General features: G+C 59.0%; 19 protein-coding genes and 1 pseudogene. 6 read left to right on the top strand and 14 right to left on the bottom strand.

Annotated elements, in window-relative coordinates; genetic code table 11:
- Nucleotides 1-4: 4 nt before the first annotated feature.
- The 12 genes and pseudogenes from C515_RS0116890 to C515_RS24975 form a co-directional block, all read right to left on the bottom strand.
- Nucleotides 5-334 (bottom strand): cupin domain-containing protein, encoded by a 330-nt coding sequence (locus C515_RS0116890; RefSeq protein ID WP_043650212.1) that lies wholly within the window; start codon nucleotides 332-334, stop codon nucleotides 5-7.
- Entirely contained in the window at nucleotides 331-1,068 is a 738-nt protein-coding gene (locus C515_RS23290) for a glycosyltransferase family 2 protein (RefSeq protein WP_081687030.1), read from the bottom strand. The genes C515_RS0116890 and C515_RS23290 overlap by 4 nt, the downstream gene beginning before the upstream one ends.
- Nucleotides 1,061-1,696 (bottom strand): HAD family hydrolase, encoded by a 636-nt coding sequence (locus C515_RS0116895; protein ID WP_028456453.1) that lies wholly within the window; start codon nucleotides 1,694-1,696, stop codon nucleotides 1,061-1,063. The genes C515_RS23290 and C515_RS0116895 overlap by 8 nt, the downstream gene beginning before the upstream one ends.
- Complete coding sequence (locus C515_RS23790) at nucleotides 1,689-2,315, bottom strand: PI-PLC domain-containing protein (protein WP_144290522.1); 627 nt, start codon at nucleotides 2,313-2,315, stop codon at nucleotides 1,689-1,691. Before C515_RS23790 ends, C515_RS0116895 begins: the two co-directional genes overlap by 8 nt.
- Nucleotides 2,316-2,327: 12 nt before the next feature.
- The gene (locus C515_RS0116900; RefSeq protein WP_028456454.1) at nucleotides 2,328-4,043 is read right to left on the bottom strand and encodes a glycosyltransferase family 2 protein; all 1,716 of its coding nucleotides are present in this window, start codon (nucleotides 4,041-4,043) and stop codon (nucleotides 2,328-2,330) included.
- Between the two features lie 10 nt (nucleotides 4,044-4,053).
- Nucleotides 4,054-4,731 carry a class I SAM-dependent methyltransferase gene (locus tag C515_RS0116905; protein WP_211234099.1) on the bottom strand — a complete coding sequence of 226 codons (678 nt, stop codon included), beginning with the start codon at nucleotides 4,729-4,731 and terminating at the stop codon, nucleotides 4,054-4,056.
- A 113-nt stretch (nucleotides 4,732-4,844) separates the two neighbouring features.
- Complete coding sequence (locus C515_RS0116910; RefSeq protein WP_028456456.1) at nucleotides 4,845-5,741, bottom strand: ABC transporter ATP-binding protein; 897 nt, start codon at nucleotides 5,739-5,741, stop codon at nucleotides 4,845-4,847.
- A 32-nt stretch (nucleotides 5,742-5,773) separates the two neighbouring features.
- Entirely contained in the window at nucleotides 5,774-6,616 is an 843-nt protein-coding gene (locus C515_RS0116915; RefSeq protein WP_028456457.1) for a hypothetical protein, read from the bottom strand.
- Nucleotides 6,617-6,631: 15 nt separating this feature from the next.
- Nucleotides 6,632-7,438, bottom strand: a complete 807-nt coding sequence (locus C515_RS0116920; protein WP_028456458.1) for an ABC transporter permease — start codon at nucleotides 7,436-7,438, stop codon at nucleotides 6,632-6,634.
- A 111-nt stretch (nucleotides 7,439-7,549) separates the two neighbouring features.
- Nucleotides 7,550-7,897 (bottom strand): hypothetical protein, encoded by a 348-nt coding sequence (locus C515_RS23795; protein ID WP_144290523.1) that lies wholly within the window; start codon nucleotides 7,895-7,897, stop codon nucleotides 7,550-7,552.
- 124 nt (nucleotides 7,898-8,021) lie between these two features.
- Nucleotides 8,022-8,115: pseudogene (locus C515_RS24970) on the bottom strand (prepilin-type N-terminal cleavage/methylation domain-containing protein); the annotation flags it as partial.
- An 88-nt stretch (nucleotides 8,116-8,203) separates the two neighbouring features.
- Nucleotides 8,204-8,380, bottom strand: a complete 177-nt coding sequence (locus C515_RS24975) for a type IV pilin protein (RefSeq protein ID WP_043650215.1) — start codon at nucleotides 8,378-8,380, stop codon at nucleotides 8,204-8,206.
- Between the two features lie 379 nt (nucleotides 8,381-8,759).
- On the opposite strand from C515_RS24975, the gene pilG reads away from it, so the two are divergent.
- The 5 genes from pilG (at nucleotide 8,760) to C515_RS0116960 (ending at nucleotide 18,675) form a co-directional block, all read left to right on the top strand.
- Nucleotides 8,760-9,143 (top strand): twitching motility response regulator PilG, encoded by a 384-nt coding sequence (pilG, locus tag C515_RS0116940; RefSeq protein ID WP_028456460.1) that lies wholly within the window; start codon nucleotides 8,760-8,762, stop codon nucleotides 9,141-9,143.
- Between the two features lie 58 nt (nucleotides 9,144-9,201).
- A complete protein-coding gene (locus C515_RS0116945; protein WP_028456461.1) occupies nucleotides 9,202-9,564 on the top strand; it encodes a response regulator in 363 nt (120 codons plus the stop codon).
- 208 nt (nucleotides 9,565-9,772) lie between these two features.
- On the top strand, nucleotides 9,773-10,288 hold the full coding sequence (locus C515_RS0116950; protein WP_028456462.1) for a chemotaxis protein CheW: 516 nt from the start codon (nucleotides 9,773-9,775) through the stop codon (nucleotides 10,286-10,288).
- 48 nt (nucleotides 10,289-10,336) lie between these two features.
- Complete coding sequence (locus C515_RS0116955; RefSeq protein WP_028456463.1) at nucleotides 10,337-12,523, top strand: methyl-accepting chemotaxis protein; 2,187 nt, start codon at nucleotides 10,337-10,339, stop codon at nucleotides 12,521-12,523.
- Nucleotides 12,524-12,606: 83 nt separating this feature from the next.
- Nucleotides 12,607-18,675, top strand: a complete 6,069-nt coding sequence (locus C515_RS0116960; protein ID WP_028456464.1) for a hybrid sensor histidine kinase/response regulator — start codon at nucleotides 12,607-12,609, stop codon at nucleotides 18,673-18,675.
- Between the two features lie 50 nt (nucleotides 18,676-18,725).
- Here C515_RS0116960 and C515_RS0116965 read toward each other — a convergent pair whose 3' ends face one another.
- Complete coding sequence (locus C515_RS0116965) at nucleotides 18,726-19,625, bottom strand: LysR family transcriptional regulator (RefSeq protein WP_028456465.1); 900 nt, start codon at nucleotides 19,623-19,625, stop codon at nucleotides 18,726-18,728.
- Between the two features lie 114 nt (nucleotides 19,626-19,739).
- Between C515_RS0116965 and C515_RS0116970 the strand changes: the two genes are divergently transcribed.
- A complete protein-coding gene (locus C515_RS0116970; protein ID WP_028456466.1) occupies nucleotides 19,740-20,633 on the top strand; it encodes an MBL fold metallo-hydrolase in 894 nt (297 codons plus the stop codon).
- Between the two features lie 262 nt (nucleotides 20,634-20,895).
- Here the strand turns inward: C515_RS0116970 and C515_RS0116975 are convergent, their stop codons facing one another.
- A complete protein-coding gene (locus C515_RS0116975; protein WP_028456467.1) occupies nucleotides 20,896-24,504 on the bottom strand; it encodes a hypothetical protein in 3,609 nt (1,202 codons plus the stop codon).
- Nucleotides 24,505-24,678: the final 174 nt, after the last annotated feature.

The raw sequence follows: 24,678 nt of genomic DNA on the forward strand, positions 1-24,678 counted from the left end.
GTATTTAATCCACGAGGTATTTGTCATTAAGTTCGCCAGGAACTTTAACTACAACGGTTCTGGCATCAGTTATGGCTTCAAAATCAGTGGCATTCCCTGGTGGTATTACGATTATATCGCCTTTTTCGTAGGTCTGGCCATTCATCAGAATTGTTCCATCGATCACTACTGTCAATTCTGTAGATATTTTATGGTAGTGTTTCGCTTCTTTTTCGCCTGCTGCGTATGTTTTTATTCCTACCTCCGCGGCTTTTGTTTCAAATGCGGTTGGCTTGAAATTGCCGACAAACCACCCTTTTAACATGTCGTCAAGGTTGAAAATTTTTTGATTCATTGTTTATTTCCTGCCAAGAGTGATTCATAGTCCTGAATCTTCTGAGGGGTATAAAATGTGAAATAATGTTCATTCTTAATTGGGGTGGCATATGTTCTTTTGCCGTCAAGAATTAATTCGTTAATGGTTGGTGCTATGTAATATGAGTCATTGACGGATGCATTTTTGAAAATTGTGTTCATCGACGCCTTGACAAAGTCTCTACCGTTTTTGAAATAATATAGCCCGGCAATTGCATTTCGGCTTATAGGTTTTTTTTCAACTGCTTCAGTGATTGTGTGGCCATCTAGTCGCAGGTAGGACCATCTTGGCAGTACTGAGTTAAAATATACGCACCCAGCGTCTGCTTTAGCTCCTCGAAAGGTTGGGATGAATTCTTCAATGCCCGATAAAAAAAGTTGATCTCCATTTGCAATAATCAACTCGTCTTCGTTGTTTATGTGGTCGACGGCGAGTAAACAACTGCATGCGGCTCCTTTAGTAATGCCTTCGGAGCGTATTATTTTTGCGTTGCTTGTAATGAGGGATAAGGTTCTGTCCAAGTGAAAACGTTGACAGTCTTCTCGCTGCACAATAAATATAAATTGGCTATCTTTGTGTAAGTCACGCAAATTGTTGACAACAAGCTCAATGATTGGTTTTCCATGTATTTCTATGAGTGGAAGTGGATAAAAATACTCATCCTCTGGAAAAAAAAGAGACTTGCCGGCTAGTGGTATAAGTATATTAACCATGGTGGCTTTCGATTTCGTTAATCTTGGATATGATATTTTGATAGTTTACGTCGTTGACGGTGCTGACTTCAAATACATGGGCCCCTGACTCTATGCCGGCTTTAATCCCGTTTGGGTTGTCTTCGATGATTAGACATTCTTCGGGGAGTAATTTAAATCGCGATATTGCTTTAATGTAGATTTCTGGATTTGGCTTTGAGTTTACAACATCTTGATTTGAAAGGTAGAAGTCAATGTGACGCAGTAGATCGGCTTTCTGAAGCATCATCTCAATGGTTTGCTTTATTGAGTTTGAGCATACAGCTATCAAGTAACCATTTGATTTTAAATTCGAAAGCGCAAACTGATGCTGAAATTGTGGCTTGCAGTTGGCGAACACTAGTTCAGAAGTGAATTGTTGCTTTAGATTATTAATGAACTGGTGTAGTCCAACTGGAAGTCCTCGGTCAATCGACAGCATCTGCAATTTTTGCTTTGTAGGAAGTCCATCGTATGTGACTAGATGCTCGTATTTTGAAATTTCTATGCCAAAATATGATAATGCTCGATTGAGGGCTGAATAGTGCCACTCTTTTGCATCAATGAGGACGCCGTCCATGTCAAATATGACTGCCTTGATTTTAGTCATTAAAGTAGTCCCTGGCCTCTTGGGGGTAGTCTGTGCATAAATAGAGTGATTGTGATTTGTAAAGCTGGCTGTTTTTTATAAGTGCCCAGAGTGGTTGGTGTTCTCGATTGTGTAGTTCTGGAGATACCAAACACACCTTGGTGGTTTTAATTAAAGACTTGATATATGCTTCACTTGGCCAGTCGTGATTAAACATGTCGAGCCAGATGCCTGCGCACTTGTTGATTAGTGTGGGTGGCTTTTCGTATTCACTGATTCTTGCGAAGGTTGCCAAATTGAGTTTTATATAGCTCAGCATGTCTGGAAATGACATGTCAAATATAAAATAGTCAGATATGTCGTGGCGAATGAGCTCTGCTGCTATCAGGTTGGCGAGACCGTCTGACTTTATATTTAGGGCAAGTGGTCCGGCTCCACGATACTTTGTGCACAACTCTATAAATTTACGCGCAGGCATTTCTTTTCCTGAGGCTGGGTTGTGCGATATAACTAACAGTCCATTATGGTCACGAATGTCCGTTTCGATGCCGAAACCACTTTCAAGTGCGCGATGAAAGGCATGGTAGGAGTTTTGCTCATTCTGGTTTATCCAATATCCTCTGTGGCTTATTATTTTCATGGGGTATGCCTGCTAATGGTTGCTTGTTGTATTGGAAGCTCTGTCTATGCTATGTCGACGTAATGAATATTCTTCTTCTAGGTTTAAGCTAGTCATTCTTCCTTCTTTATGTCGGTAATAAAGGTTTTCAGGAAGATGGAAGGCTTCGGATTCGGGTAGGGTTTTTGCTGCTCTTACGGCAATATCGAAGTCTTCGACACCTTCGAATGCGAGATCAAATCCGGAGAGTTTACTAAATAGCTCTCGTCTATAAAGGTTTAAGCCGCCATGATAATTGCTGCCATCCGTTAGTTCATGCTGGAACTGCGGATTGGAAATCGGATTGTGGATAGTGCCATCTTGGCTTATTTGCATTTCATCGCTATAAATCCACTGCAAATACGGAGTGGTATGTAATTTCAGTGCAAAATGAAAGAGACCCTCCTCGGGTAGTCTGTCGCCAGGATAGATTGCGCCAACTAAGTCCCCATATTCGTTCATTAATATTTTGTTTATAACTTCTAAGCTGTCATCATCATCGCTAAGTCTGTGCCAAATGATGCGTGAGTCATTTGGAAGGCCTGCGGGTGCAGAGTCGAAGCACACGATATGGAAATTCCAGTTCTCATGGATTTGTGCCAGTAAGGATTGACAGGTTTGTATAATCAGGTCGAACTGGCTAGTCGCTACAAACGAACCAAGAATAATTCGGGGTGGGTGTGACCAGCCTGCTTGAGCCAAACGATAAAGTTCTTGCGATGGTGGCAATCGGATGGCTGCGCTGGCTTGGGCGGCACTATTTGCTACGCACTTTTCCAGTTCTAATTTAAGTGCGTGGGCGCGGGGACGATCATGCCAGCTGGCCCGCAGCACATAGTCATAGGCGGTTGCGGTCAGCATCCTCGGCTCACCGAACAGCTCGATGTCTTTGCCTGCAAGCTTTCCTGCGATGTTCAGCTGCAGATCAGCAATTTCTTTTGAAGTGGTTAGCGCTCTTCCGGCGATCTGGTTGATGCTCCAGAGCTGTGCAGCACGGTTGATTGTCGCGGCGATTTCCATTCCAATTTGGGCGGAATTACGCAACACATTGTCACCAATGCTGAGGTTGCCGCCATGAATCCTGTATTCGGTGAGGATTTCCGGGAGGCGCGCCATTTCTCCGATGGCCAATAGCCGGACCCATAGATCATAATCATGCAGGTAGGTTAGCGTGGGCTCCAAGCCTCCCTGCATTTTCAGTGTGTTGGCGAGAATTAGTGCGGAAGGAGCATTGAGAAAGTTGCCATGCAATAACTGATAGCGCAAATTATTGATCGGCATATTGAAAAGTGCAGCTTCTTCATCAAGTTTCTGGTCCGGAAGTCCTTGCGCGTTGATTGCCCGGATCATGGTAAAAACTCCGACATGGTCGGGGTGGGATTCCATGAATTCAACCTGCTTGTGAATACGATCTGGCAGCATGCGGTCATCGGAATCCAGCAGGGCAATATACTTGCCGCGCGCTTGCTGGAAGGCATGATTTCTGACGAGGCAGGGGCCGATATTTTCTTCGAGCAGAAACGGCCTGATTTTTTCCGGGTAGGCCTTGGCATACTCGGCGATGATGCCGGGTGTTGTGTCGCTTGAGCCGTCATCGACCACGATGATTTCGATATTCGAATAGCTTTGCGCCAGCGCGGAATCGATGCTTTCACCAATGAAATCTGCGCGGTTGTAGGCACAGATACAGATGCTGACCAAGGGGGGCATGGTGCTTCCTTTAGTTTTTTCGGCCGATATAAAGCACGGATTGCGGGGTGATGCCGTGCCGAGGGAATTGCCCGGAGCCGAAGTGGCTTTCGCTCAGGGCCTGCACGGTAAAACCGCCTTGCTGCAGACGAGCCACAAAATCATGTTTGCAGTACATGCGAAGGTGATCGTTCTGGCCAAAACGCCGCCAACGCTCTTCGATGCGTGTTTCGTGCGGATCTTCATCGGTGCTGGTGGCGCTTAGCAGGATGGGAACCATGAGAATGGCGACCCCGCCCGGCTCGAGTACGCGATACAGCTCGCGGATCGCCGAGGAATCGTCTTCGACGTGTTCCAGTACGTGGGAGCAAACAATGAAATTGAAGCTGTTATCACGATATGTTCGCATGTCGCAGATATCGACGCGCTCATCGGCCAAGGGCGAGGAGAGGTCAGCCGAGCGATAGAGCACACCCGGGAGATTTCTTAGCATCTTCCCCAGCGCTGGTGCTGGGGCTATGTCCAGGATGCGCAAAGGCGGGGGGGTGTATTGCGCCAGATGGCGCCAAATGAACAGCGCATATAGCCTGTCCCGATCCGAAGATCTGCAACTGGGACAAAAATGCTGTCCTAGATTAAGTGTTTCAAAATCGTCCAGCGAATAACGTGCCCCAACTTGATTGAAGATCGCATGGAAATCGGCGGGCAAGGGGAAGAAATTTGGACTGTTCTGATGACAGACTGGGCAGTGTGGCATAGGTTCTTGGGTATGCTGGTGTGGTCTTTTTTTGTAAGGGACTCATCGGTATACCCGTGGGGGCATTAGCGCGCCTGACCGATTTGCATGACTATGTGCTCCAGTGAGGTCTGCGCGCGCACGTCATGCAGGGTGTGCCCAGCCTTTTCCAGTTGCGCAAGCTTTTCCCATAACACATCGCGATGTGCCGTAAGCACCCAACTGCCCGAACTGTCCTGCGCCATTCCGGGCAAGGGGGCCGTGCCTGCACTACGGATCAGGTAGTCATTGCTCTGCTGCATGATGTCCGCCAGCGTGGTGTTCAGGGCGATCTGGCCTTTTACGATCATTACGAAGCGGTTGGCCAATCGTTCTACGTCGTGCAGTACGTGTGACGAGAAGAAGAGCGTGCCACCTTGCTTGTGGTAGTCGTCAAGAATGTCCACCACATCCTTGCGGCCGATGGGGTCAAGGCCAGAGAGCGGTTCGTCAAGTATCAGCAGCTTGGGTTTGATTGCCAATGCATGTGCCAGCGCAGTGCGCTGTGTCATTCCCTTTGAGAAGCTGCGTATGGTTTTCTTGGCGACAGTCGCTAGGTCGAAACGCTCCAGCCAGCCCATGCAATGTTTTTCCAGATTGTCGACTTTCAATCCGTGCTGGCGACAGCCCATGGTCAGTGTTTCGAGTGGGGTAAGATAGTCGTAAAGATAAGGGTTTTCTGGGGCATAACCAAGCCCGGCGCGCGCATCTGGTTTGCAAACGTCGACGCCGAATAACTGCGCGCAGCCATTGTCGGCACGGATGGCACCGGTTAGAACGCGGATGGTGGTGGTTTTGCCGGCGCCGTTCGGGCCGATAAAACCGACGGCTTCGCCTTCGGAGACGCTGAGGTCAATGGCATCCAGCGCCTGCTGGGTTATGACACGTGCGAATTTCCTTTGTTTGTAGCTTTTGGAGAGGGAGCGGATTTCAATGGCATTCATGGTGTTGCCCGGGTTTGAAATGGCAGGATTAACTACTGTATTCGTTTGGGGCCTTGCCTGATGATCATGATGGGCTGGCCGTTTGCGTCGACGTCATAACCGATACCTAGCGGGTCAGCCGGAACTTGGTCAAGTAGGCCGGCGACTACCAGATCTTCTAGATTGCCAATCGGTTTGCCATTGAGCTTGCGGTATTCGTGGGCTTTTTCTCGTAAGATTTGCAGCCGGAGAATGCGGTATTGGCGGGCCAGCAGATGTTGTTTCAGGGCCGGGTCTCTAGCTGTTTGTCGCAAGTGTTCTATGGTTTTGATCGCCAGATCCAGGTCGTCGGTGTGAGTGTAGAACTTTGACGCCATGTGTAGATAAGCATCGCGCTGTTTGCTGTCGTGCGTAGTTGCGGCGGCTTTCTCGAAAGCTGCGCCTGCTGCTTGGTAATTGCGTTCGAATTGCCAGTGGTTGAAACCCAGGAAAAAATACGGGTTCGGGTCGTTAGGCAAAGCCTCCGCCGCACGGATCAGAATGCGCTGGGTGGATTCCAGCTCGCCAGCCCAGGGCAGGATGGCTTGGGCAATGTAGTAGTTGTCATTGCTGCGCGGATTGAGTAGGGATGAATCGTCCTGAACGCGTGCCAAAATGGCATAGTCGCTGGCTGTCAATTTTTCAACGCTCAGGAATAGTGCGCGTAGGGTGCCAATATTGGCGGCCAGGTAGCGGTCGCCACCGGACAGTACCGTTTGCATCGGTGGGGAGATTGCGACATTGATGGCATCTGCTTGCAGGGGGGCACGCTGTTGCAGCAGGTAGTTCGTCGCCGGAATATAAATCGCCAGCAGAGTGCCGAAAAACGTCAGACCAAGTGTGACGGATTTGCGCATGACTTTGGGTCGTACTCAGTTGAATTGCCGACGCTGAAACGCCACGCAGGCTAGAACAAGCATCATCAGGCTGAAAACCAGGGTCTGGCTTGCCGCTGCAGCGATGGCGGTCTTGTCGGGGGCGATTTGATACAGGGCAATGTGGCGAACATCTAGCCGGCTGAGGTCGGGAAGGAGCCAGCCGAAGCGCTCAATGCTGGCGCTCACCGCCTGCACTCGTGTGATACCCTGGCTCTCGGGCGAGGCCAGGTATGACAGCGTTGGCCCTATGCTTCTGGCGCAAATGGCAAAAGCTAGGCCCATGAAAAATGGCAGCATCGGTACCGTGGCGATACTGCTGACCAGTAGCGTGAAGCTGCTGACGGCGAGCAGATCGACCGCGAACAGGGCGATGGTCAGCCAGTAGGCGCCGGCGCCTGCTACGGCAGTGGTCTGTTGATAATCCCCTAGCGCCAACTGGCCGGCTATCAGCGTGGCTGTGGCTAGAAAGGTTAGGGCCAGGGAGATCAGAATGAAAATGCCGAGGTATCTGCCGACAAGGAAAGTGTTTCGCGACTGTGGATAGGATAGGGACCAGAGTATGGTTTTTCGTTCAACCTCTTTGGCGACGAGTTCCTGCACCCAGTACAGCGTCAGCAAGGTCATCAGTATCCGAAGCACCGAGATGCCGACGTCCAGCGCCACTGTTTGTGGCTGACGTGGTGAGAAATTACCGCCTAGCCAGGCTACACCCAGCAGCAGCAGGCTCAAGACAAGGACAATGCGCGCGCCATGGTTGCGATGGCCCATGCGCAAAGTGTTCAGGGCGATTGTGGAAAGCATGGTGTGATGCCTGCGGTGGGTTACGCGCGATTGAGCCGGGGCTTGCTTTTGCCAAAAGCAAAAACCACCGTAAAGGTGGTTTTTGCTGGCCGGATCAGCCTTGGCTGATGCTTAGCAGCCGCCGCTGGTGGCGGTAGGTGCGCTGCCGGAGGTGTAAGCACCGGTGGTCATCGAGCCGCCGTTGGTGGTCAGGCCGAAATTGGTTTTTGCATCGACGCTGTTGCCGCAGGCTGCAAAGTAGCCAGTGGTGTCGCTAATGCCCATACGCACACCATTGGAGCCCGTGAAAGTGAAGGCCACTGCTGAATAGCCGGCAGTGTCAATCGAGCAGGAGAGTGCGGTAGATTTGTTCGTTGCAGATGTGCAGGTAGAGGCGGCACTCGCTTGCTGAGCGGGGAGCAGAGCGCCTACGGACATGGCAGCGCTGACGGTAAGGGTCGCAATTTTGGCTTTTTTCATGATCAATGTCCTTAATATAACTAATGGCTGTAGCTTTACTGAACCGCGTTGGCGGCAACGGCTGTAATCAGATTCTTCACATCGGACTGAGCGGCCTTGTCGCGGGACTTGCGCTGATAGTCGGAAAATGCGGGGATGGCGATGGCGGCCAAGATACCAATGATGGCAACTACAATCATCAGTTCGATCAGGGTGAAGCCTTTCTGTTGCTTTTTCATGGTGAACTCCGTTTTGTGTGGGGTGGCAATGCACTGCTGAATTCTGGCAAAAAGCATGCCAGGGGTTTATGTGGGGTCAGTGGAGTCTCTATTGAACCGCTTGGGTGCTCACTGCTGTGATCAAGTTTCTCACGTCACTTTGTGCTGCCTTGTCTCGACTGCTTCGCTGCGCATCGAAAAAAGTTTGGAGGGAGATGCTCGCTAAAATGCCGATGATGGTCACCACGATCATCAGCTCAATCAGTGTAAACCCACGTTGGTTCATCGCGCACTCGCATTCTTGGGTTGTTGTTGTCGCAAGTATTGTCTGAGCAGGGATCGTGCCAGGTGTGAGCGATGCGGCACCCGGCGTGGCAGGGCTTGGCTGACGAAAATGGTCACTGGCCTGCCGAAATTCGGGCTGTCTGGCTGTGCCGGTGTTGTTTTCATGAGTTGCGCCGCCCCGCTGTCAGGTGCTGCGCTTGTGATAGGCCTCGGGCTCGCCTTATGATTTCAACTGGCCTGCCTGTATGTAGGCTGATCTTTTTTGATCGAGGCCGTTTGACTGGTCAGCCGCAGCGGATTGCCGGGCTTGCCTACTTGCCTGTCCGGTGATGGCGGGAAATGCATTATTCAGATTAGATTTCATTAAGAGGTGCGGTTCAATGAGCAGTCTTGCCGGCGTAAAGGTCATGGTGATCGACGACAGCAACACCATCCGCCGCAGTGCCGAGATTTTTCTGGGGCAGGCGGGGTGCGAGGTCATTCTGGCCGAGGATGGTTTTGATGCGCTGGCCAAGATCGCCGACCACCATCCCGACCTGATCTTTGTCGATGTGATGATGCCGCGGCTCGATGGTTATCAGACCTGTTCGCTCATCAAGAAAAATCCGCGCTTCAAGGCCACGCCGGTCATTATGCTGTCGAGCAAGGACGGCCTGTTTGACCGTGCGCGCGGCCGCATGGTCGGGTCGGACGAGTATCTGACCAAGCCCTTTACCAAGGACAGCCTGCTGGCCGCCGTTGGCGCGCATGTCCAGCCGAATTGACGCCTGCGGCATTACTCTTTAAGTTTCCTCATTTTCGACAAAGTCAAAGTACAAGCACATGGCTATCAAGAAAATCCTGATTGTTGATGATTCTCCGACCGAGCGTCATTTCCTGGGTGAGCTGCTGACGAAAAACGGCTTCCAGGTCATCGCTCTGGAGTCTGGCGAAGAGGCAGTGGCCAAAACCCGCGATCTGCAGCCCGACCTGATCCTGATGGATGTCGTGATGCCGGGCATGAACGGTTTTCAGGCTACCCGCACCATCAGCAAGGATGAAGCGACCAAGCACATCCCCATCATCATGTGTACCTCCAAGAATCAGGAAACCGACATGGTATGGGCGCGTCGCCAGGGTGCGTCCGAGTACGTGGTCAAGCCGGTCGATCCGCAAGAGTTGCTGACCAAGATCGGCAAGTTGTGACAAAAATTGTCACTCGTTGTCGTGATGCTGCCCTTCCCGGATTTGCTACCTGCGAAGAGGGAAGTGCCAGGCCTCGGGTAGGCCGGCATCGACAGAGTTGAGTGAACAAAGCTTTACAGACAAGAACAATTCTCTTCCGGCTTGGCCGGGAAGGAAATGGGCCACAGGCTGCATGCCGCAGCCTGCTGGGGTGTGAGGGGAGAGGGCAATGGCCAAACGTGTCAGCTTGCGGGAATATCAGGAAGGGGTGGTTGCACGCTTGCAGTCTGCCGCAGCGGTCGCCCAGGTCGATGCCCGTCTTGGGGTTCAGATTGGCGGTCGCAACTGGCTGGTTGATCTTGCCGATGTGGCCGAAGTGATGCCCGTGCCCGTCATAGCCGGTGTGCCGCTGGCGCACTCCTGGTTTCGTGGTGTGGCGAACATTCGCGGCAACCTGGTCAGTGTGGTTGATGCTGCCGCCTTTTTTGGCGAAGCATCGCTGGCACTCAATCCGGCAAGCCGCTTGCTGCTGATCCAGCCCCGTTTGTTGCCGCATGCGGCGATTCTTGTCAGCCGCATGCTGGGCCTGAAACATCTGGCCGATTTGCAGGAAGAGCCGCAGCAGGCCAGCGATGTGCCCTGGCTGGGCCCGTGTTACCGGGATGCCGCCGGGGGCAGCTGGCATATCCTGAACGTGAACGAACTGGCAAGTACACCAGCCTTTTTGCAGGCAGGCATCGCATAACAAAGCAAGACAGCACGCATATTCAGTGCGGCATGAGGAGAGGGTAGCATGGCAATCATGGAGCGTATCCGCAGCCTGTTTTCCGGAGCGGGAAAGCAAGGGGGCGAACAGCCGGCTGCAGCGAAGAAAGGTTTCGACCCGCTGAAAACCACCTGGATTCTGGATCGCATCCGTGTTCCGGATGCCGATGAATCAAAGCTGCTCAAACCTTTGCCATTCATCGGCCACTGGACCGCCCGCCAGCAGATGGCGCTGCTGCTGCTGGTGATGCTGGTATCCGCCCTGCTGTTCGTCGTGCTAGCGCTGCTGTCATTCCAGGCGTCCAGCCGCAATGCCGAGCGACGTTCGATCGCCACCGAAATGCAGATGCTGTCCCAGCGCCTGGCGCGGGCTTCCACCCAGTCCGTCCAGGGTATTCCGGCCGCCTTCCCTGTGCTCAAGGAATCCTACGAACGCTTCAACGAGAGCCTGGCGCAGCTGCAGGAAAGCCGCGGCTTTTTCTCCTTCAGCATGGGCGTCGATGACGGCATCGAACGTGTGAGCAGCAACTGGGAAGCGAATTTCCGCCCCAATCCCAACAAGGTCATTCCCAACGTTGAAACCATTCTGCAGCAGAAGGCTGCGCTGGAAGCCGTGGGCAAGGCGGTGGAAGGCATCAACGCCAACGATGCCAACCTGCTGGAACAGATTCAGCAATTCAGTGGCTCGCTGGCCGAAAATGGCGCCACGGCGCGTGAAATGGAAGCCGCCAGCCAGCTGGCGATGCTTTCGCAGCGCATGGCGAAGAATGCCAACGCCACCCTGGCCAGCGAACTGATCAATCCGGATGTGGTATTCCTGCTGGGCAAGGATGTGGCCACTTTCAAGGACATCGTCGACGGTTTTCTCGAAGGCAGCGATGAGCTGGGGCTGCGCCCGGTTTCCTCGTCGAGCCTCGTTACCGAACTGGGCGGCATCAAAACCTCGTTCGCAGATTTCGAAAAGGTGGTCACGTCCTTCTCGAAAAACATGCAGCCGCTGGTCAATACGCGTCTGGCCAACCAGAACATCGTGAAGCAGTCCGAAAATCTGCTCAACGACACCAAGGAACTGGCCGAAGCCTATGAAAACAAGGCCGGCAACCTGATTACTACCGTGCTGGAAATCGTGCTTGCCGTACTGGCTGCCGGCTCGCTGTATTTGCTGATCCGCGTGTTCAACCAGGAATCGGTGCGCCGCCGGATGAATTCCGAAGCGGAAAACCGCAAGAACCAGGACGCGATTCTGCGACTGCTGAACGAAATGTCCGATCTGGCCGATGGTGACCTGACCGTGCGTGCGTCGGTAACCGAAGACCTGACCGGTGCGATTGCCGACTCGATCAATTACACGATTGAAGAACTGCGTACACTGATCGGCGGAATTAACCGCGCAACCGAGCAGGTAAACCAGACGGCAGGGCAGGCGCAAGCGATCTCCAATGAACTGCTGGCCGCGGCAGAGCGCCAGTCGCGTGAAATCGAGCAGACCTCAAGCAACGTTGACCAGATGGCCCGGTCGATTCAGGGCGTATCGGCGAATGCCGCGCAATCCGCGCAAGTGGCCCAGTCCTCGCTGGATGCCGCCGAGCAGGGCGCCGATGCGGTAAACAACCAGATCAAGGGCATGGGCGAAATTCGCGAGCAGATTCAGGAAACCGCGAAGCGCATCAAGCGCCTGGGTGAATCCTCGCAGGAAATCGGTGAAATCGTTGAACTGATTTCCGACATTACCGAACAGACCAACGTGCTGGCACTCAATGCCGCGATTCAGGCCGCAGCCGCCGGTGAAGCCGGTCGTGGTTTCTCGGTGGTGGCGGAAGAAGTACAGCGGCTGGCCGAGCGCTCGGCCGAGGCGACCAAGCAGATCGGCGCGATCGTGAAGACCATTCAGACCGATACCCACGACGCCGTTGCGGCGATGGAAGTATCGACTCAGGGCGTGGTGGAAGGTGCCAAGCTGTCCGATGCCGCCGGTACGGCACTGACCGAAATCGGTCGGGTATCGCGCGAACTGGCCCGCCTGATCGAGACGATTGCCCGTGAAACCGAGGCGCAAACCGAGCTGGCCGGGCGCGTGACCACGGCCATGCGCGACATTCTGTCGATTACCCAGCAAACCACGAACGGTACCAAGCAGTCCGCCGATTCGATTGGCCGGATTACGGCTCTTGCCGGTGACCTCAAGTCCTCGGTATCCGGCTTCAAGCTCTCCTGATCGGTTCCACGGTCATTGTTTTCACTGTGTGCTGCCGGCCGGGATAAGCCCGGCCGGGCGCCACTCTGCAACGGGGTTTCCCCATGAGCGTTCATACCGAATTCGATAAAGGTTCGCTGGTCTGGGTAAAGGGCGAGATTGACAGCGCCCTGCAACGTTCCCGCGAAGCCTTGCAGCAAGCCGCCACCAGTGGTGATGCCGCCTCCCTGCGCCATGCCCGTACCCATTTGCACCAGGCTTATGGTGCGCTGGAGCTGGTCGAACTGGCCGGCTTGGCACGATTTTGCGAAGAAGCCGAACAGCTGCTGATGCATCTGGAAGGGCAGGCCGAGGTCGAGGTGCCGCCGGTGCTCGACCAGGCCCTGCTGGAAATGGCCCAGTATCTCGAGCGGCTTTCCAGCGGCATGCCCAATGTGGCGCTGGCGCTGTTGCCCAGCTTTCGCGAGCTGGCCAGCGCGCGCGGCGCAGAGACATCCGGCGCGGAGCTGTTTTTCCCGCAACTGATGCTCGATTTGCCCGACAGCCTGCCGGTGCACAAGCTGGCCGCCAGCGACTGGCCGGCCTTTGTGCGCCAGCGGCGTGCGCTGTTTGAAAGCGGCCTGCTGCGCTATCTGAAGGGGCAGCCCAATATTGCCCGCGTCATGGCCTCGGCACTGGCCGATCTGGCCAAGGTGCAGACCAGCTCGGTGGCGCGCGCCTTCTGGTGGACGGCCACCGCGCTGCTGGATGCACTGGAAAGCTCGCGCAATCTGTCCGCGCTCGATCTGCCGCCACGACAGTTGCTGCTGCGCCTGAATCTGCAGTTGCGCAAACTGGCCGAAGGCTCGAACAAGGTAGCCGAACGCCTGTTCCGCGACATGCTGTATGTGCTGGCCCAGCTGGATACCGACAGCAATCTCGCCCATCTGCTGGTCAACAGCTTCGAGCTGCATTCGCTATTGCCGGATCAGGACAGCGACATGTCACCGGCTGCGCAATCCGCGCAGCGCGAAGCGCGTCGCCTGCGCGATGAACTGGCGCAGCTGAAAGATGCCTGGTCGCGACTGGCTGCCGGTCAGCGTGACCGCCTGCCCGCCGTGCGCCAGCAGGTGGACGACTTTGCCGCAAAGCAGGCCGCGCTGGCATTGCCGGAGCTCGCACGCCTGTGCAGTGGCCTGCAGCAATCCCTGACGCTGGCTGCGGATGCGGTCAGCGAAGCCTTTGCGCTGGAATTCGCCACCGGCCTGCTGCTGGCCGACCATGCGCTTGCCGCGTATCCGCTGCAGGCCGATGACTTTGAATTGCAGGTCGATGCGCTCCTGGCCCGTCTGCAAAACCCTGGCCAGGGCGGTGATCTGCCTCATCTGGACGTGGTGAGCCAGGCCGCGCAGGAACGTTTGCTGCTGGCGCAGCTGGCGCACGAAATGCGCATCAATCTGCGCGATCTGGAAGAAGTGCTGGATGCCTTCTTCCGCAATCCCGAGGCGCGAGCCGATCTCGGACGCGCCGAGCCGATGCTGCGCCAGGTACAGGGCGCGCTGATGATGCTGGAGCGCCCGCTGGCCGTCTCGCTGCTGGAAGAATGCCGACTGCGCATCCAGCGCTATGCCGGCACGGACGAAGCCATCGAACAACAGGAACTCGAGCGGCTGGCCGAAGCGCTATCCGCCCTGGGTTTCTTCGTCGACGATCTGGAGCAGGGCCGCGATCAGGAGCTGACCTTGCAGCCGCTGCTGGAGCAGCTGACCGGCAAGAAGCACGCCGCGACCGCCGCCCCGGAAGAATTGCAACAGGCGCTGGATGTCGAGCAGGAGCCGGAGCATCTCTTGCCGGCAGGCGCCGTGGCCGAGCTGCATGCACCGGTGGAAGCGGTGGTGCCGGCCGAGCCCGAGCCGCAGCGCCCGCTGCCGGTTTCCGAAGCCGCTGTCGATGCCGAGCTGCTCGAAGTCTATCTCGAAGAAGCCGTCGAAGTGCTGGCCACCATCGCCGAGCATCTGGCGATTTCGCAAGCCAATCCGCATGATCGCGAAGCGCTGACCGTGATTCGACGCGGCTTCCATACGCTCAAGGGCAGTGGCCGCATGGTCGGTCTCAATCAGCTGGGCGAGGTTGCCTGGGTGATCGAGCAAGTGCTCAACAAGTGGCTGCAGGCCGAACGCCCGGTTTCACGCGCGTTGCTGGAGCTGATCGGTAGTGCCCACCAGTCCTTTGCGGGCTGGGTGGCCCAGCTGCAGGCTACCGGCGTCGCTGCCGTGGAAGCCAGTATCATCGAGCATGCGGCGGAACAGGTGAAGGAAAGCCTCGACGCGCCAGCCGAAAGCGCCGATGCCCACGCTGGCGCGGCCAGTGATCTGGCCGAGCCGCTGACGGTCAGCACGCCCGACGAGCTGCAGATCGGCACCGTTACCGTGTCGACCACGCTGTTCGACATTTTCCGCGACGAAGCCGCCGAGCGGCTGGCCACGCTGCAGCATGGCGTGTCCGTCTTGCAGGAGCGCGGCATTGTCGAGGAAAGCTTTGTGCTGTCGGCGCACACGCTGGGCGGCATCGTCTCGACCACGGGCTTTCGCGAGCAGGGCGAGCTGGCCTACGCGCTCGAGCATGCGTTGCAGCAGCTGGGCGCCGATGCAGTGCAGCATGTTGCCATGTTTGTCGAGGCCGTTGGCCTGCTCAGCACCATGCTGGAAGACATTTTTGCCCAGCGCGCACCGCAGGCGGCTCCCGACTGTGTCGCCCGTCTGGAGGCCATGCGCCCGCAGGCCGCAGCAGACGAGGACAGCCTCGCCATCGAGCTGGACGCCGACGAGCCGCTGAGCGTGCCGCTGGCCGTTGAGCCGGCTGCAGACATGCTGCCGGCGCTGGACACGGACTTTGCAGCCGCCTTGCCGGCGGCAGAGGCCTTGCCGCTGGAGGCACCGAGCGCGGCTGAGCCGCTCTCCGAGCTGGTTTTGCCTGATTTCGACACCACAGCAGCTCCGCAGCCCGCCGCCCCGCAGGCAGCCGATGAGCCTGCCGCGGTATTCGCCGATGAACTGTTGCTCGCAGACGTGGGCGAGATGCCGCCACTCCGTGCGGTTCAGCAGTCCGCTGCCGAGCAGGCGTTGCCCGAGCTTTCCGCCTTCGAGCTCGACCTTGATGCTGCGCTGGCCGAATCTGCCCAGCTGCTTGCGTCCGACGCCGCTGCGCCGGCCCCCGCAGAAATCGCCGCGCCTGCCGAGGCTGCGGCTGAGTCTGTAGAAGCCCCCGCGTTTGCCGAATTGGCCAGCATCAGTCTGGATGAGCCCCTGGCCAGCGAGGCTGGCCTGCCCGAGCCGCAGCCGGAATTGCAGGATGCCGGCGAGGCGCTGGTGCTTGAGGATCTCGAGCTCTTGCCAGAACTGGAAGCCGATGAACTGCTGACGCTCGATCTGCAGCTTGGCGAGACAGTGGTTCCGGATGGTGCTGAAGTTGTCGCCGCAGAGGGTATGTCGTCAGAGCCCAATGAGGTTCAGGGTTCTGAGGCTATCGATCTTGGGGTATCCTTGCCGGATGAAGGCGATATCCTACTGGAGGCGCCGGCCGCCGCAGCCACGGAAACCGTTGACGCCTGGCTTGAGTCTCCGCGCCTTGCGCCCGAGTACGAGCCGGCGGCCGAAGCGCCTGAGCTGATCCTGGATGCCGTGACGGGCAGCGAAGTCAGCATCACGCTGGATGAAGCACTGCCGCTGCCCGAGGTACTGCAGGCCGAATCCGAAGCCGCAGTCGAGTTGCAGGCGCAGGCGGTCGAGCCCGCTGCCGGGCCGCTGGGGCCGGAGGCGCTGCTGTCCGGCCTGCCGCTGGCCGCCGCTGGCGTAGCCAGTGCTGCCGCCATGCCGGAAATGCTGGCCGGCGAAGCCGTGCACGCCGAACTCGACCCGGCACTGGCCGACGACATCGACGAACAACTGCTGCCGATCTTCATCGAAGAAGCCGATGAACTGCTGCCGCAGCTCTCCGGGCAATTGCGCGCACTGGCGGCACCCGATGCCCCGGTGGAAGAAGTCATCAAGGGCATCAAGCGCACGCTGCACACCATCAAGGGCAGCGCGCGGATGTCTGGCGCCATGCGCATGGGTGAAGTCGCCCACCACATGGAGTCGCGCCTGATCGAAGCCGGCGGCGACATCGGTCCGGCCTTGCTGGCCGGTCTGGATGCCGAATACGACCTGATGCTCTCGCTGTTTGACGAGCTCAATGGCCGTGCTGCTGCCGCTCCGGCGGCGCCTGCCGACGACGAGGCCGCGCCCGCCAGTGCGGTACTGCAGGCTGCCGTGGCGCGCGAAGCGCCGCGCCAGCTGCTCGCCGCCGCCGAAGGCGACAGCAAGACCTCGATTCGCGTGAAATCCGAGCTGGTCGACCAGCTGGTCAACCAGGCCGGTGAAGTGGCGATTTCGCGGTCGCGCATCGAAGCCGAAATGCTGGCGCTGAAGTCGTCGCTGATGGACCTGACCGAAAACGTTTCCCGGCTGCGCACCCAGCTGCGCGAGCTGGAAATCCAGGCCGAGTCGCAGATGCAGGCGCGCAATCGCGAGTTGCAGGACAGCCACGGCGATTTCGATCCGCTGGAATTCGACCGCTTCACCCGCCTGCAGGAAATCACCCGCTTCATGGCCGAAAGCGTCAATGACGTGGCGACCGTGCAGCACAACCTCTTGAAGAATCTGGACGAATCCAGCGCCGCGCTGCTGGCGCAGTCGCGCATGACCAAGGAGCTGCAGCAAAGCCTGATGCGCGTGCGCATGGTGCCGTTCGGCAGCGTGTCGGATCGTTTGTATCGTCTGACCCGTCAGGCCGGCAAGGAAACCGGCAAGAAGGTCAACCTGGAAATCAAGGGCGCGCGCGTCGACATCGACCGTGGCGTGCTGGAAAAAATGATTTCGCCCTTCGAACACATGCTGCGCAACGCCATCGACCATGGGCTGGAGTCGCCCGAGGCGCGTCTGGCCGCCGGCAAGTCCGAGTTTGGCGAAATCCAGCTGGAAGTGCGCCAGGAAGGCAACGAACTGGTGCTGCAGCTCAAGGATGACGGCCAGGGCCTGAATCTGGAGCGCATCCGCGCCAAGGGCATCGAGAAGGGCCTGATCCGCGCCGACCAGGAGCTTTCGCAGCAGGACATCTGTCAGCTGATCTTCGAGCCGGGCTTCTCCACTGCCAGCCAGGTCACGCAGCTCTCGGGCCGCGGCATCGGCATGGATGTGGTGAAGAACGAGATTTCCAACCTTGGCGGCAAGATTGATGTGAGTACCAGCGCCGGTCAGGGCTCGACCTTCACCATCCATCTGCCGCTGACGCTGGCCGTCACGCAAGTGCTGCTGGTCAAGGCCGGCGAACGGCTGATCGCCATCCCGTCGGTGATGATCGAGCAGGTGCAGGAACTGAAACAGGAAGCACTGCAGCGCCTCTACGACACCCGCGAACAGGAATGGCTGGGCCATCGCTACCGTTTTGCCTATCTGCCGCGCCTCTTGGGCGATGCCACGACGCTGCCGGAGCAGAAGCGCTACAGCACCGTGGTGCTGCTGCGCTCCGGCGCCGAGCGGATTGCGCTGCACCTCGACGAGCTGGTGAAGAACCTGGAAGTCGTGGTCAAGCCCATCGGCCCGCAGCTGGCGCGTGTTCCCGGTGTGGTGGGGGCGACGGTGCTCGGTACCGGCGAAATCGTGCTGATCATGAATCCGCTGGCCCTGCTGGCCATGGCGCCGCAAATCAGCGCCGCGGCCCAGCAGGCCACACCGCAGGGCCAGGCCGCCGTGGCTGGCGCCGCCGCGGTGGACGAGCAGCTGACCGTGGCGCCGGTGGTGATGGTGGTCGACGATTCGCTGACGGTGCGCAAGATCACCAGTCGTCTGCTGACGCGCGAAGGCTATCAGGTGGTCACCGCCAAGGATGGCGTCGATGCCCTGCAGCAGCTGCACGACGTGAAGCCCTCGGTGATGCTGGTCGACATCGAAATGCCGCGCATGGATGGCTTCGAGCTGACCCGCAATATCCGCGCCGATGACGGCACGCGCGAGATTCCGATCATCATGATCACCTCGCGCACCGCCGACAAGCACAAGAACTACGCCTTCGAGCTGGGGGTGAATGTCTTCCTCGGCAAGCCTTATCAGGAAGACGAGTTGCTGGGCCATATCCGCCATTTCGCCGGGCAGTAAAGCTTGCCCCCCAAGACAAAGCCCCGCTGCTGCGGGGCTTTGTCTTGGGGTCAGTTCACGTGCGGGCTGTCCAGTCGCTGCGCCAGAAAATCCAGCATGCTGCGCAGCGTGGCAGGCAGGTGCTTGCGCGAGCTGTAGACCCCCCAGATACCCAGCCGGCGCGGTGCGTAGTCGGGCAGCACCGCCACGAGGCTGCCGGCTTCCAGCATGGGCTGCGCCAGATAGACCGGCAGCATGGCCAGCCCGGCGCCGGCCGCGCAGGCCTGCTGCAGCGCGGTGGCATCGTTGGCGCTGAGGTTGCCGCTCACCGCCACGCTGGCAGGCTCGCCATCGGCGCGTCGCGTGAATTGCCACAGGCTCTTGCCGAAATAGCTGTGCGTCAGGCAATTGTGCCGGGCGAGATCGGCCAGCTCGCCCGGCATGCCGTGTTGCGCCAGCCAGGCCGGCGCCGCGCACAGCACGGAGGGGCAATCGGCCAGCCGGCGCGCGATCAGGTTGGGATCGAGCTCGCCGGCGATGCGGATCGCCAGGTCGATGCGCTCCTCGACCAGATTCACCGCGCGGTCGAGCAGCTGCATGTCCACCGTCACGCCGGGATGCGTCGCCACATACTCGGCAACCCGTTGCGCCAGCACCGCATGGCCGAAAGAGCTGCTCGCGGTGATGCGCAACAGCCCGCGCGGCGCGGCATCGCTGGCCGTGGCGGCGCTTTGCAGCTCGCCGCTGAGCTCCAGCAGCTGGCGGCAGCGCGGCAGCAGCTCCATGCCGGCCGGCGTGAGCGTCAGCTTGCGTGTCGTACGGTGCATCAGCCGCGCACCCAGCCAGTCTTCCAGCTCGGCCAGATAGCGCGAGACCACCGGCCGCGACAGATCCAGCCGTTCGGCCGCAGCCGACTGGCTGCCCGTATCGACGACGGTGACGAAAACGCGCATGGCGGTCAGTCTGTCCATGATTTGCCCGAATTTCGCAATAAATCTGTGCTGATTATGCGCTTTTTTGCATGGTTTGCCGCAACTAAGATGCCGCTCATGCATTCACGCACACACCAACACAGGAGCAAGATCATGACTCGCACCAGCACCTTCGCCCGCCGCCTGCTGGCCGGCGCCCTCGTTTCCTTTGGCCTGAGCGCCGCAGCTCCGGCGCTGGCCGCCGAGCCGCTGCAGCTCGACGTCTACAACCCCGGCCACGAGGCCATTTTCCCGGTGACCTCGGTACTGGTATCCGGCAAGCACGATGCCATCCTGATCGACGCGCAGTTTGGCCGTGCGCAAGCTGAAAAAGTGGTCGAAATGATCCGCGCCAGCGGCAAGCAGCTGACCGCGGTCTACATCAGCCACGGCGATCCGGACTTCTACTTCGGCCTGGAAGCCATCAAGGCCGCCTACCCGGACGTGAAGGTGCTGGCCACCAAAACCACCATCGAGCACATCGAGCACACCCGCGCCAAGAAACTGGCCTTCTGGGGGCCGAAGCTGGGCAAGGATGCGCCGGCGACCACCATCGTGCCGCAGGAGTTGCAGGGCGACACGCTGAAGCTGGAAGGCCAGACGCTGCAGGTGCGCGATCTGAAGGGCCCGCAGCCTGATCGCAGCTATGTGTGGATTCCGTCGATCAAGGCCGTGGTCGGTGGCGTGGTGAACTTCAACGGCCTGCATGTGTGGATGGCCGACACGCAAAGCGACAAGTCCCAGCTCGACTGGCTGAAGACGCTGGACGGCATCGCCGCGCTCAAGCCGAAAACCGTAATCCCGGGCCACTATGCCGCCGGCACCGCGCACGATCTCAGCGCCGTGACCTTCACCCGCGACTACATCAAGGCCTTCCGCGCAGCTGCCGCCAGGGCACAGAATTCGGCCGAGCTGATTGCCGCGCTGAAAGCGCAATACCCGCAAGCCGGTGAAGAATCCTCGCTGGAACTCAGCGCCAAGGTCGCCAAGGGCGAGATGAAGTGGTGATTTATACCTTGGTATATATATCCTGCTAGGCCTTTCCTATAAAGGGCTGTGTAGCAATACCCGATAAGGCCGCCTGCGGGTGGCCTTAAGCCGTACTGGGCTCTGCTGAGGGTTGATCAGTTATTACGCAGCCCCGCCAACTTGCCGGGGTGCGAAGCCAAGCACAAGAAAATGCGCGCATTTTCAAGCATTGGCGACAAAGCATCCGGCAAGCATGGGGGGGCTGCCCATCGCGTAAAAATCAATCAAACCTCAACAGAGCCTAGAGCTTCCAGCCCAGTCCGGTGCGGAAGGCCGGTTTGCCCTTGCCAGAATGTCCGGCGCCAATGTTCAGCTGCATGCCCGAGGTGCTGACATGGGTGAAACTTACCCCTATCGCGCTCTGGCCATCGTAATGGCCGATGCCGATGCCAAAGCCGGTTTCTCCGGGCGCCAGCACAAGCTGGGGTACTGCCGCCATGCTCGCCGCTATGCCTCGTGCCGCGATGGTCCGTGCCTGGTTCGATGCATCCAGTGCTTGGTCAAACTGGATGTCAACGTAGCCTTTGTTCGCGGCATCCGTGTCGAGCAGGGGCGCGGCTACATTGCTGATGCGCCGTTCATTGCCCGCGGAGCCGACCGAGAGCGTGTTCTCGGCCTGGGTGCGCGAGCCACTGCCGAGGGCGACCGAATTGTTGTGGCTAGCGATGGCATTCGCACCGATGGCCGTGGCATCGCTGGCTGTCGCCATGCTGCCATGACCGTAAGCTACGGCATTATTGCTGCTGGCGACGCTGTTGCCGCCACTGGCGATCGACCAGTTGCCACTTGCCGAGCTACCACTTCCCAGCGCGGTGGCCGCATCGCCGCTGGCTGAACTGCCATTGCCGAAGCTGCTGCTCTTGTTGCCGCTGGCGGCACTCAGTGCGCCAAGCGCGGTGGACTCGTTGGCGGCTGCGCTGCTGCCCTTGCCGATTGCCGTGCTGGCCAGACCGCTCGCCTTGCCGCCAACGGCGATCGCAAAATTGCTGCTGGCGATGCTGTTACTGCCGAGGGCCAGGCTTTGCACTCCGCTTGCGCTGCTGCCGCTACCGATGGCCGTCGCCTGCGCCGCCGCTGCATGGCTATTGCTGCCCAGCGCCGTGCTCTCATCCTTGCTGGCTACGCTGCCATAACCGAAGGCCGCCGCACTGTCGCCACTCGCCTTGCTGTCGCTGCCGCTGGCGACCGACCACATGCCGCTGGCCGAGCTGCCGCTGCCGAAGCTGCTGCTCTTGTTGCCGCTGGCGCTACTCAGGGTGCCAAGCGCGGTGGAGTCGTTGGCGGTTGCGCTACTGTCCTTGCCGATGGCCGTGCTGGCCAGGCCGCCGGCCTTGCCGCCGACGGCAATGGCGAAATTGCTGCTGGCGCTGCTGTTGCTACCGAGCGCAATGCTCTGCACGCCGCCTGCGCTGCTGCCGCTGCCAATGGCCGTTGCCTGCGCCGCCGATGCACTGCTATTGCTGCCCAGCGCCGTGCTGTTGTCCATACTGGCTTGGCTGCCAAAGCCAAAGGCTGCCGAGTTCATGCCGCTGGCCACGCTCTTGCCGCCGCTGGCGACCGACCACGTGCCACTGGCGAGGCTGCCGCTTCCCAGTGCCGTGGCCGTATCGCCCGTGGCTGAGCTGCCGTTGCCGAAGCTGCTGCTCTTGTTGCCGCTGGCAATGCTCAGGGCACCGAGCGCGGTGGAGTCATCGGCAGCAGCGCTGCTGCCCGTGCCAATGGCCGTACTGGCCTGGCCGCTGGCCCGGCCGCCGACGGCAATGGCGTAATCACTGCTGGCGATACTGCCACTACCGAGGGCGGTGCTGTGCACGCCGCTTGCGCTGCTGCCGCTTCCGACGGCTGTTGCCTGCACAGCTGATGCACGGCTATTGCTGCCCAGTGCGGTGCTGTTGTCCGCACTGGCCTGGCTGTCAAAGCCGAAGGCTGCCGAGTTCATGCCGCTGGCCACGCTCTTGCCACCGCTGGCGACCGACCACTTGCCGCTTGCGAGGCTGCCGCTTCCCAGTGCAGTCGCCATGTCACCGGTGGCGCTGCTGTCCGCGCCAATCGCCGTTGCATTGCTGCCGCTGGCCGTGCTGCCGGCTCCGAGCGCACTGGCGTTGCTGGCGGATGCGCTGCTGTTGTAACCGATGGCTGTGCTGGATGTGCCGCTGGCTTTTCCGCCTGCCGCAATCGCGTAATCATTGCTGGCGGTACTGCCGTTGCCCAGCGCGATGCTCTTGATGCCGGATGCGCTGCTGCCACTGCCGACCGCCGTCGCCTGTGCCGCCGATGCACTGCTATTGCTGCCCAGCGCGCTCGCCTCAGCGCCATGCGCTTCACTGCCATAGCCTAGGGCCACCGCATTATTGCCACTGGCCTTGCTGTTGCCGCCGGTGGCGAGTGCACCTTCTCCGCTGGCTGTGCTGCCGCTGCCCAGAGCGGTGGCGTGGCTGCCATCGGCGCTGCTGTCATGTCCCAGCGCCGTGGCATTACTGCCGGTGCTGCGGCTGTTGCTGCCGATCGCACTGCTGTTTTCGCCACTGGCATCGCTGAGGTAGCCAAAGGCGGCCGCGCCGGTGCCACCGGCCGAGCTGCTGGCGCCGGCCGCAATGGATTGATCGCCACCGGACACACTGCCCGAGCCGATGGCTGTTGCCTGCAGGGCATCGGCACTGGCTTCGCTGCCGAAGGCGCTGCTGCTGGCACCTGCGGCGGAGGCCAGGTTGCCGACGGCGACGGCGTTGCCGCCACCTGCAGAAGCCGTTTCGCCAATGGCGACGGCACGCTCGCCGCTGGCATCGGCATCACTGCCGATGACCACACTGGCAAGGCCGCTGGCATTGCCACCGATGGCAATGGCGAAATCATTGCCGGCAGTGCTGTCTTTGCCCAGCGCGATGCTTTTCTCGCCAGTGGCGCTGCTGCTGCTGCCCACGGCGGTACTGCCCTGGCCGCTGGCATTGCTGTTTCCGCCGACTGCCAATGCATCTTCAGCGGTGGCATGGCTGTCATTGCCGAATGCCGCGCTATAGATGCCGCTGGCCACGCTGGATGAGCCGACAGCCGTGCTGGCCTGTGCGGTGGCACTGCTGAAGCTGCCGACGGCCGTACTGGCTTCACCGCTGGCGCTGCTGCCAAAGCCTTGAGCCACGCTGGCTTCGCCACTGGCATTGCTGCTGCCACCGCTGGCGCTGCTCCACTTGCCGCTGGCCTCGCTATTGCTGCCCAGTGCAAGCGCGCTTTCGCCGTTGGCATTGCTGGCTGCCCCCAGTGCGATGCTGCTGTCGCCGGTCGCCTGACTGTTCGGGCCGATGGCTTGCGCATAGCTGCCCGTGGCCTGCGAGGCGTTGCCAATGGCCAGGCCATGGTCACCCGAGGCCAGCGCATCGCTGCCAATGGCGATCGATTCGCTGGCACTGCTCTGCGCAAAGCCACCGACGGCAATGCTGCGCGAGCCGGTGGCCTGGCTGTCCGCACCCAGCGCCACGCCGTAATAGTCCGTGGCCTGTGCCGTACTGCCGATGGCCACGGCACTTTCACCGCTGGCCGCGCTGTAGTTGCCAACCGCGCTGGCGCCGATGCCCGAGGCATTGCTGTTGAACCCAATGCTGGTGGCGGCTTCCGCTGTGGCATTGCTGTTCCTGCCCAGTGCCGTGCCACGGATGGCCGAGGCGGCGCTGCCTTGCCCGACGGCGGTGGCGTCCTCGGCAGTGGCTTCGCTGCCGGTGCCGATGGCCACGGAGCCGGTCGAACCTGCCGTATTGCCACCGGCCAGTTCGTCGCCGGCGCGGGCCAGCGGGCTGGCTGCCAGCCCGGCTAACAGCAGCGCGGCAAACAGGGGGGTAAAGCGCAGGGTGTTGGTCATGCTCGTCTCCTTGGTATTGTTTTTCGCCAGGCTGACGGTGCCCTGGCTGGACGCTGCGCATTGTCGTGAAGCCGCCATGCCGGATGAATACGCAAATCTGCGTAATTGCAGTGCCGTGAGCCTCTGTCATCCTGCAATTACGCAAAATTGCGTATTCAACGCGGGGTTGCCGGT

Source organism: Chitinilyticum litopenaei DSM 21440 (assembly GCF_000428145.1).
GTDB classification, from domain to species: Bacteria; Pseudomonadota; Gammaproteobacteria; order Burkholderiales; family Chitinibacteraceae; genus Chitinilyticum; species Chitinilyticum litopenaei.

Excerpts from the sequence above, each read along its gene's own strand:
- C515_RS0116895 (WP_028456453.1), bottom strand. The coding sequence starts at position 1,696 with ATGACTAAAATCAAGGCAGTCATATTTGACATGGACGGCGTCCTCATT.
- pilG (WP_028456460.1), top strand. The coding sequence starts at position 8,760 with ATGAGCAGTCTTGCCGGCGTAAAGGTCATGGTGATCGACGACAGCAAC.
- C515_RS0116955 (WP_028456463.1), top strand. The coding sequence starts at position 10,337 with ATGGCAATCATGGAGCGTATCCGCAGCCTGTTTTCCGGAGCGGGAAAG.
- C515_RS0116910 (WP_028456456.1), bottom strand. The coding sequence starts at position 5,741 with ATGAATGCCATTGAAATCCGCTCCCTCTCCAAAAGCTACAAACAAAGG.
- C515_RS23790 (WP_144290522.1), bottom strand. The coding sequence starts at position 2,315 with ATGAAAATAATAAGCCACAGAGGATATTGGATAAACCAGAATGAGCAA.
- C515_RS0116970 (WP_028456466.1), top strand. The coding sequence starts at position 19,740 with ATGACTCGCACCAGCACCTTCGCCCGCCGCCTGCTGGCCGGCGCCCTC.
- C515_RS23795 (WP_144290523.1), bottom strand. The coding sequence starts at position 7,897 with ATGAAAAAAGCCAAAATTGCGACCCTTACCGTCAGCGCTGCCATGTCC.
- C515_RS0116900 (WP_028456454.1), bottom strand. The coding sequence starts at position 4,043 with ATGCCCCCCTTGGTCAGCATCTGTATCTGTGCCTACAACCGCGCAGAT.
- C515_RS24975 (WP_043650215.1), bottom strand. The coding sequence starts at position 8,380 with ATGAACCAACGTGGGTTTACACTGATTGAGCTGATGATCGTGGTGACC.
- C515_RS0116960 (WP_028456464.1), top strand. The coding sequence starts at position 12,607 with ATGAGCGTTCATACCGAATTCGATAAAGGTTCGCTGGTCTGGGTAAAG.
- C515_RS0116945 (WP_028456461.1), top strand. The coding sequence starts at position 9,202 with ATGGCTATCAAGAAAATCCTGATTGTTGATGATTCTCCGACCGAGCGT.
- C515_RS0116965 (WP_028456465.1), bottom strand. The coding sequence starts at position 19,625 with ATGGACAGACTGACCGCCATGCGCGTTTTCGTCACCGTCGTCGATACG.
- C515_RS23290 (WP_081687030.1), bottom strand. The coding sequence starts at position 1,068 with ATGGTTAATATACTTATACCACTAGCCGGCAAGTCTCTTTTTTTTCCA.
- C515_RS0116915 (WP_028456457.1), bottom strand. The coding sequence starts at position 6,616 with ATGCGCAAATCCGTCACACTTGGTCTGACGTTTTTCGGCACTCTGCTG.
- C515_RS0116975 (WP_028456467.1), bottom strand. The coding sequence starts at position 24,504 with ATGACCAACACCCTGCGCTTTACCCCCCTGTTTGCCGCGCTGCTGTTA.
- C515_RS0116890 (WP_043650212.1), bottom strand. The coding sequence starts at position 334 with ATGAATCAAAAAATTTTCAACCTTGACGACATGTTAAAAGGGTGGTTT.
- C515_RS0116920 (WP_028456458.1), bottom strand. The coding sequence starts at position 7,438 with ATGCTTTCCACAATCGCCCTGAACACTTTGCGCATGGGCCATCGCAAC.
- C515_RS0116950 (WP_028456462.1), top strand. The coding sequence starts at position 9,773 with ATGGCCAAACGTGTCAGCTTGCGGGAATATCAGGAAGGGGTGGTTGCA.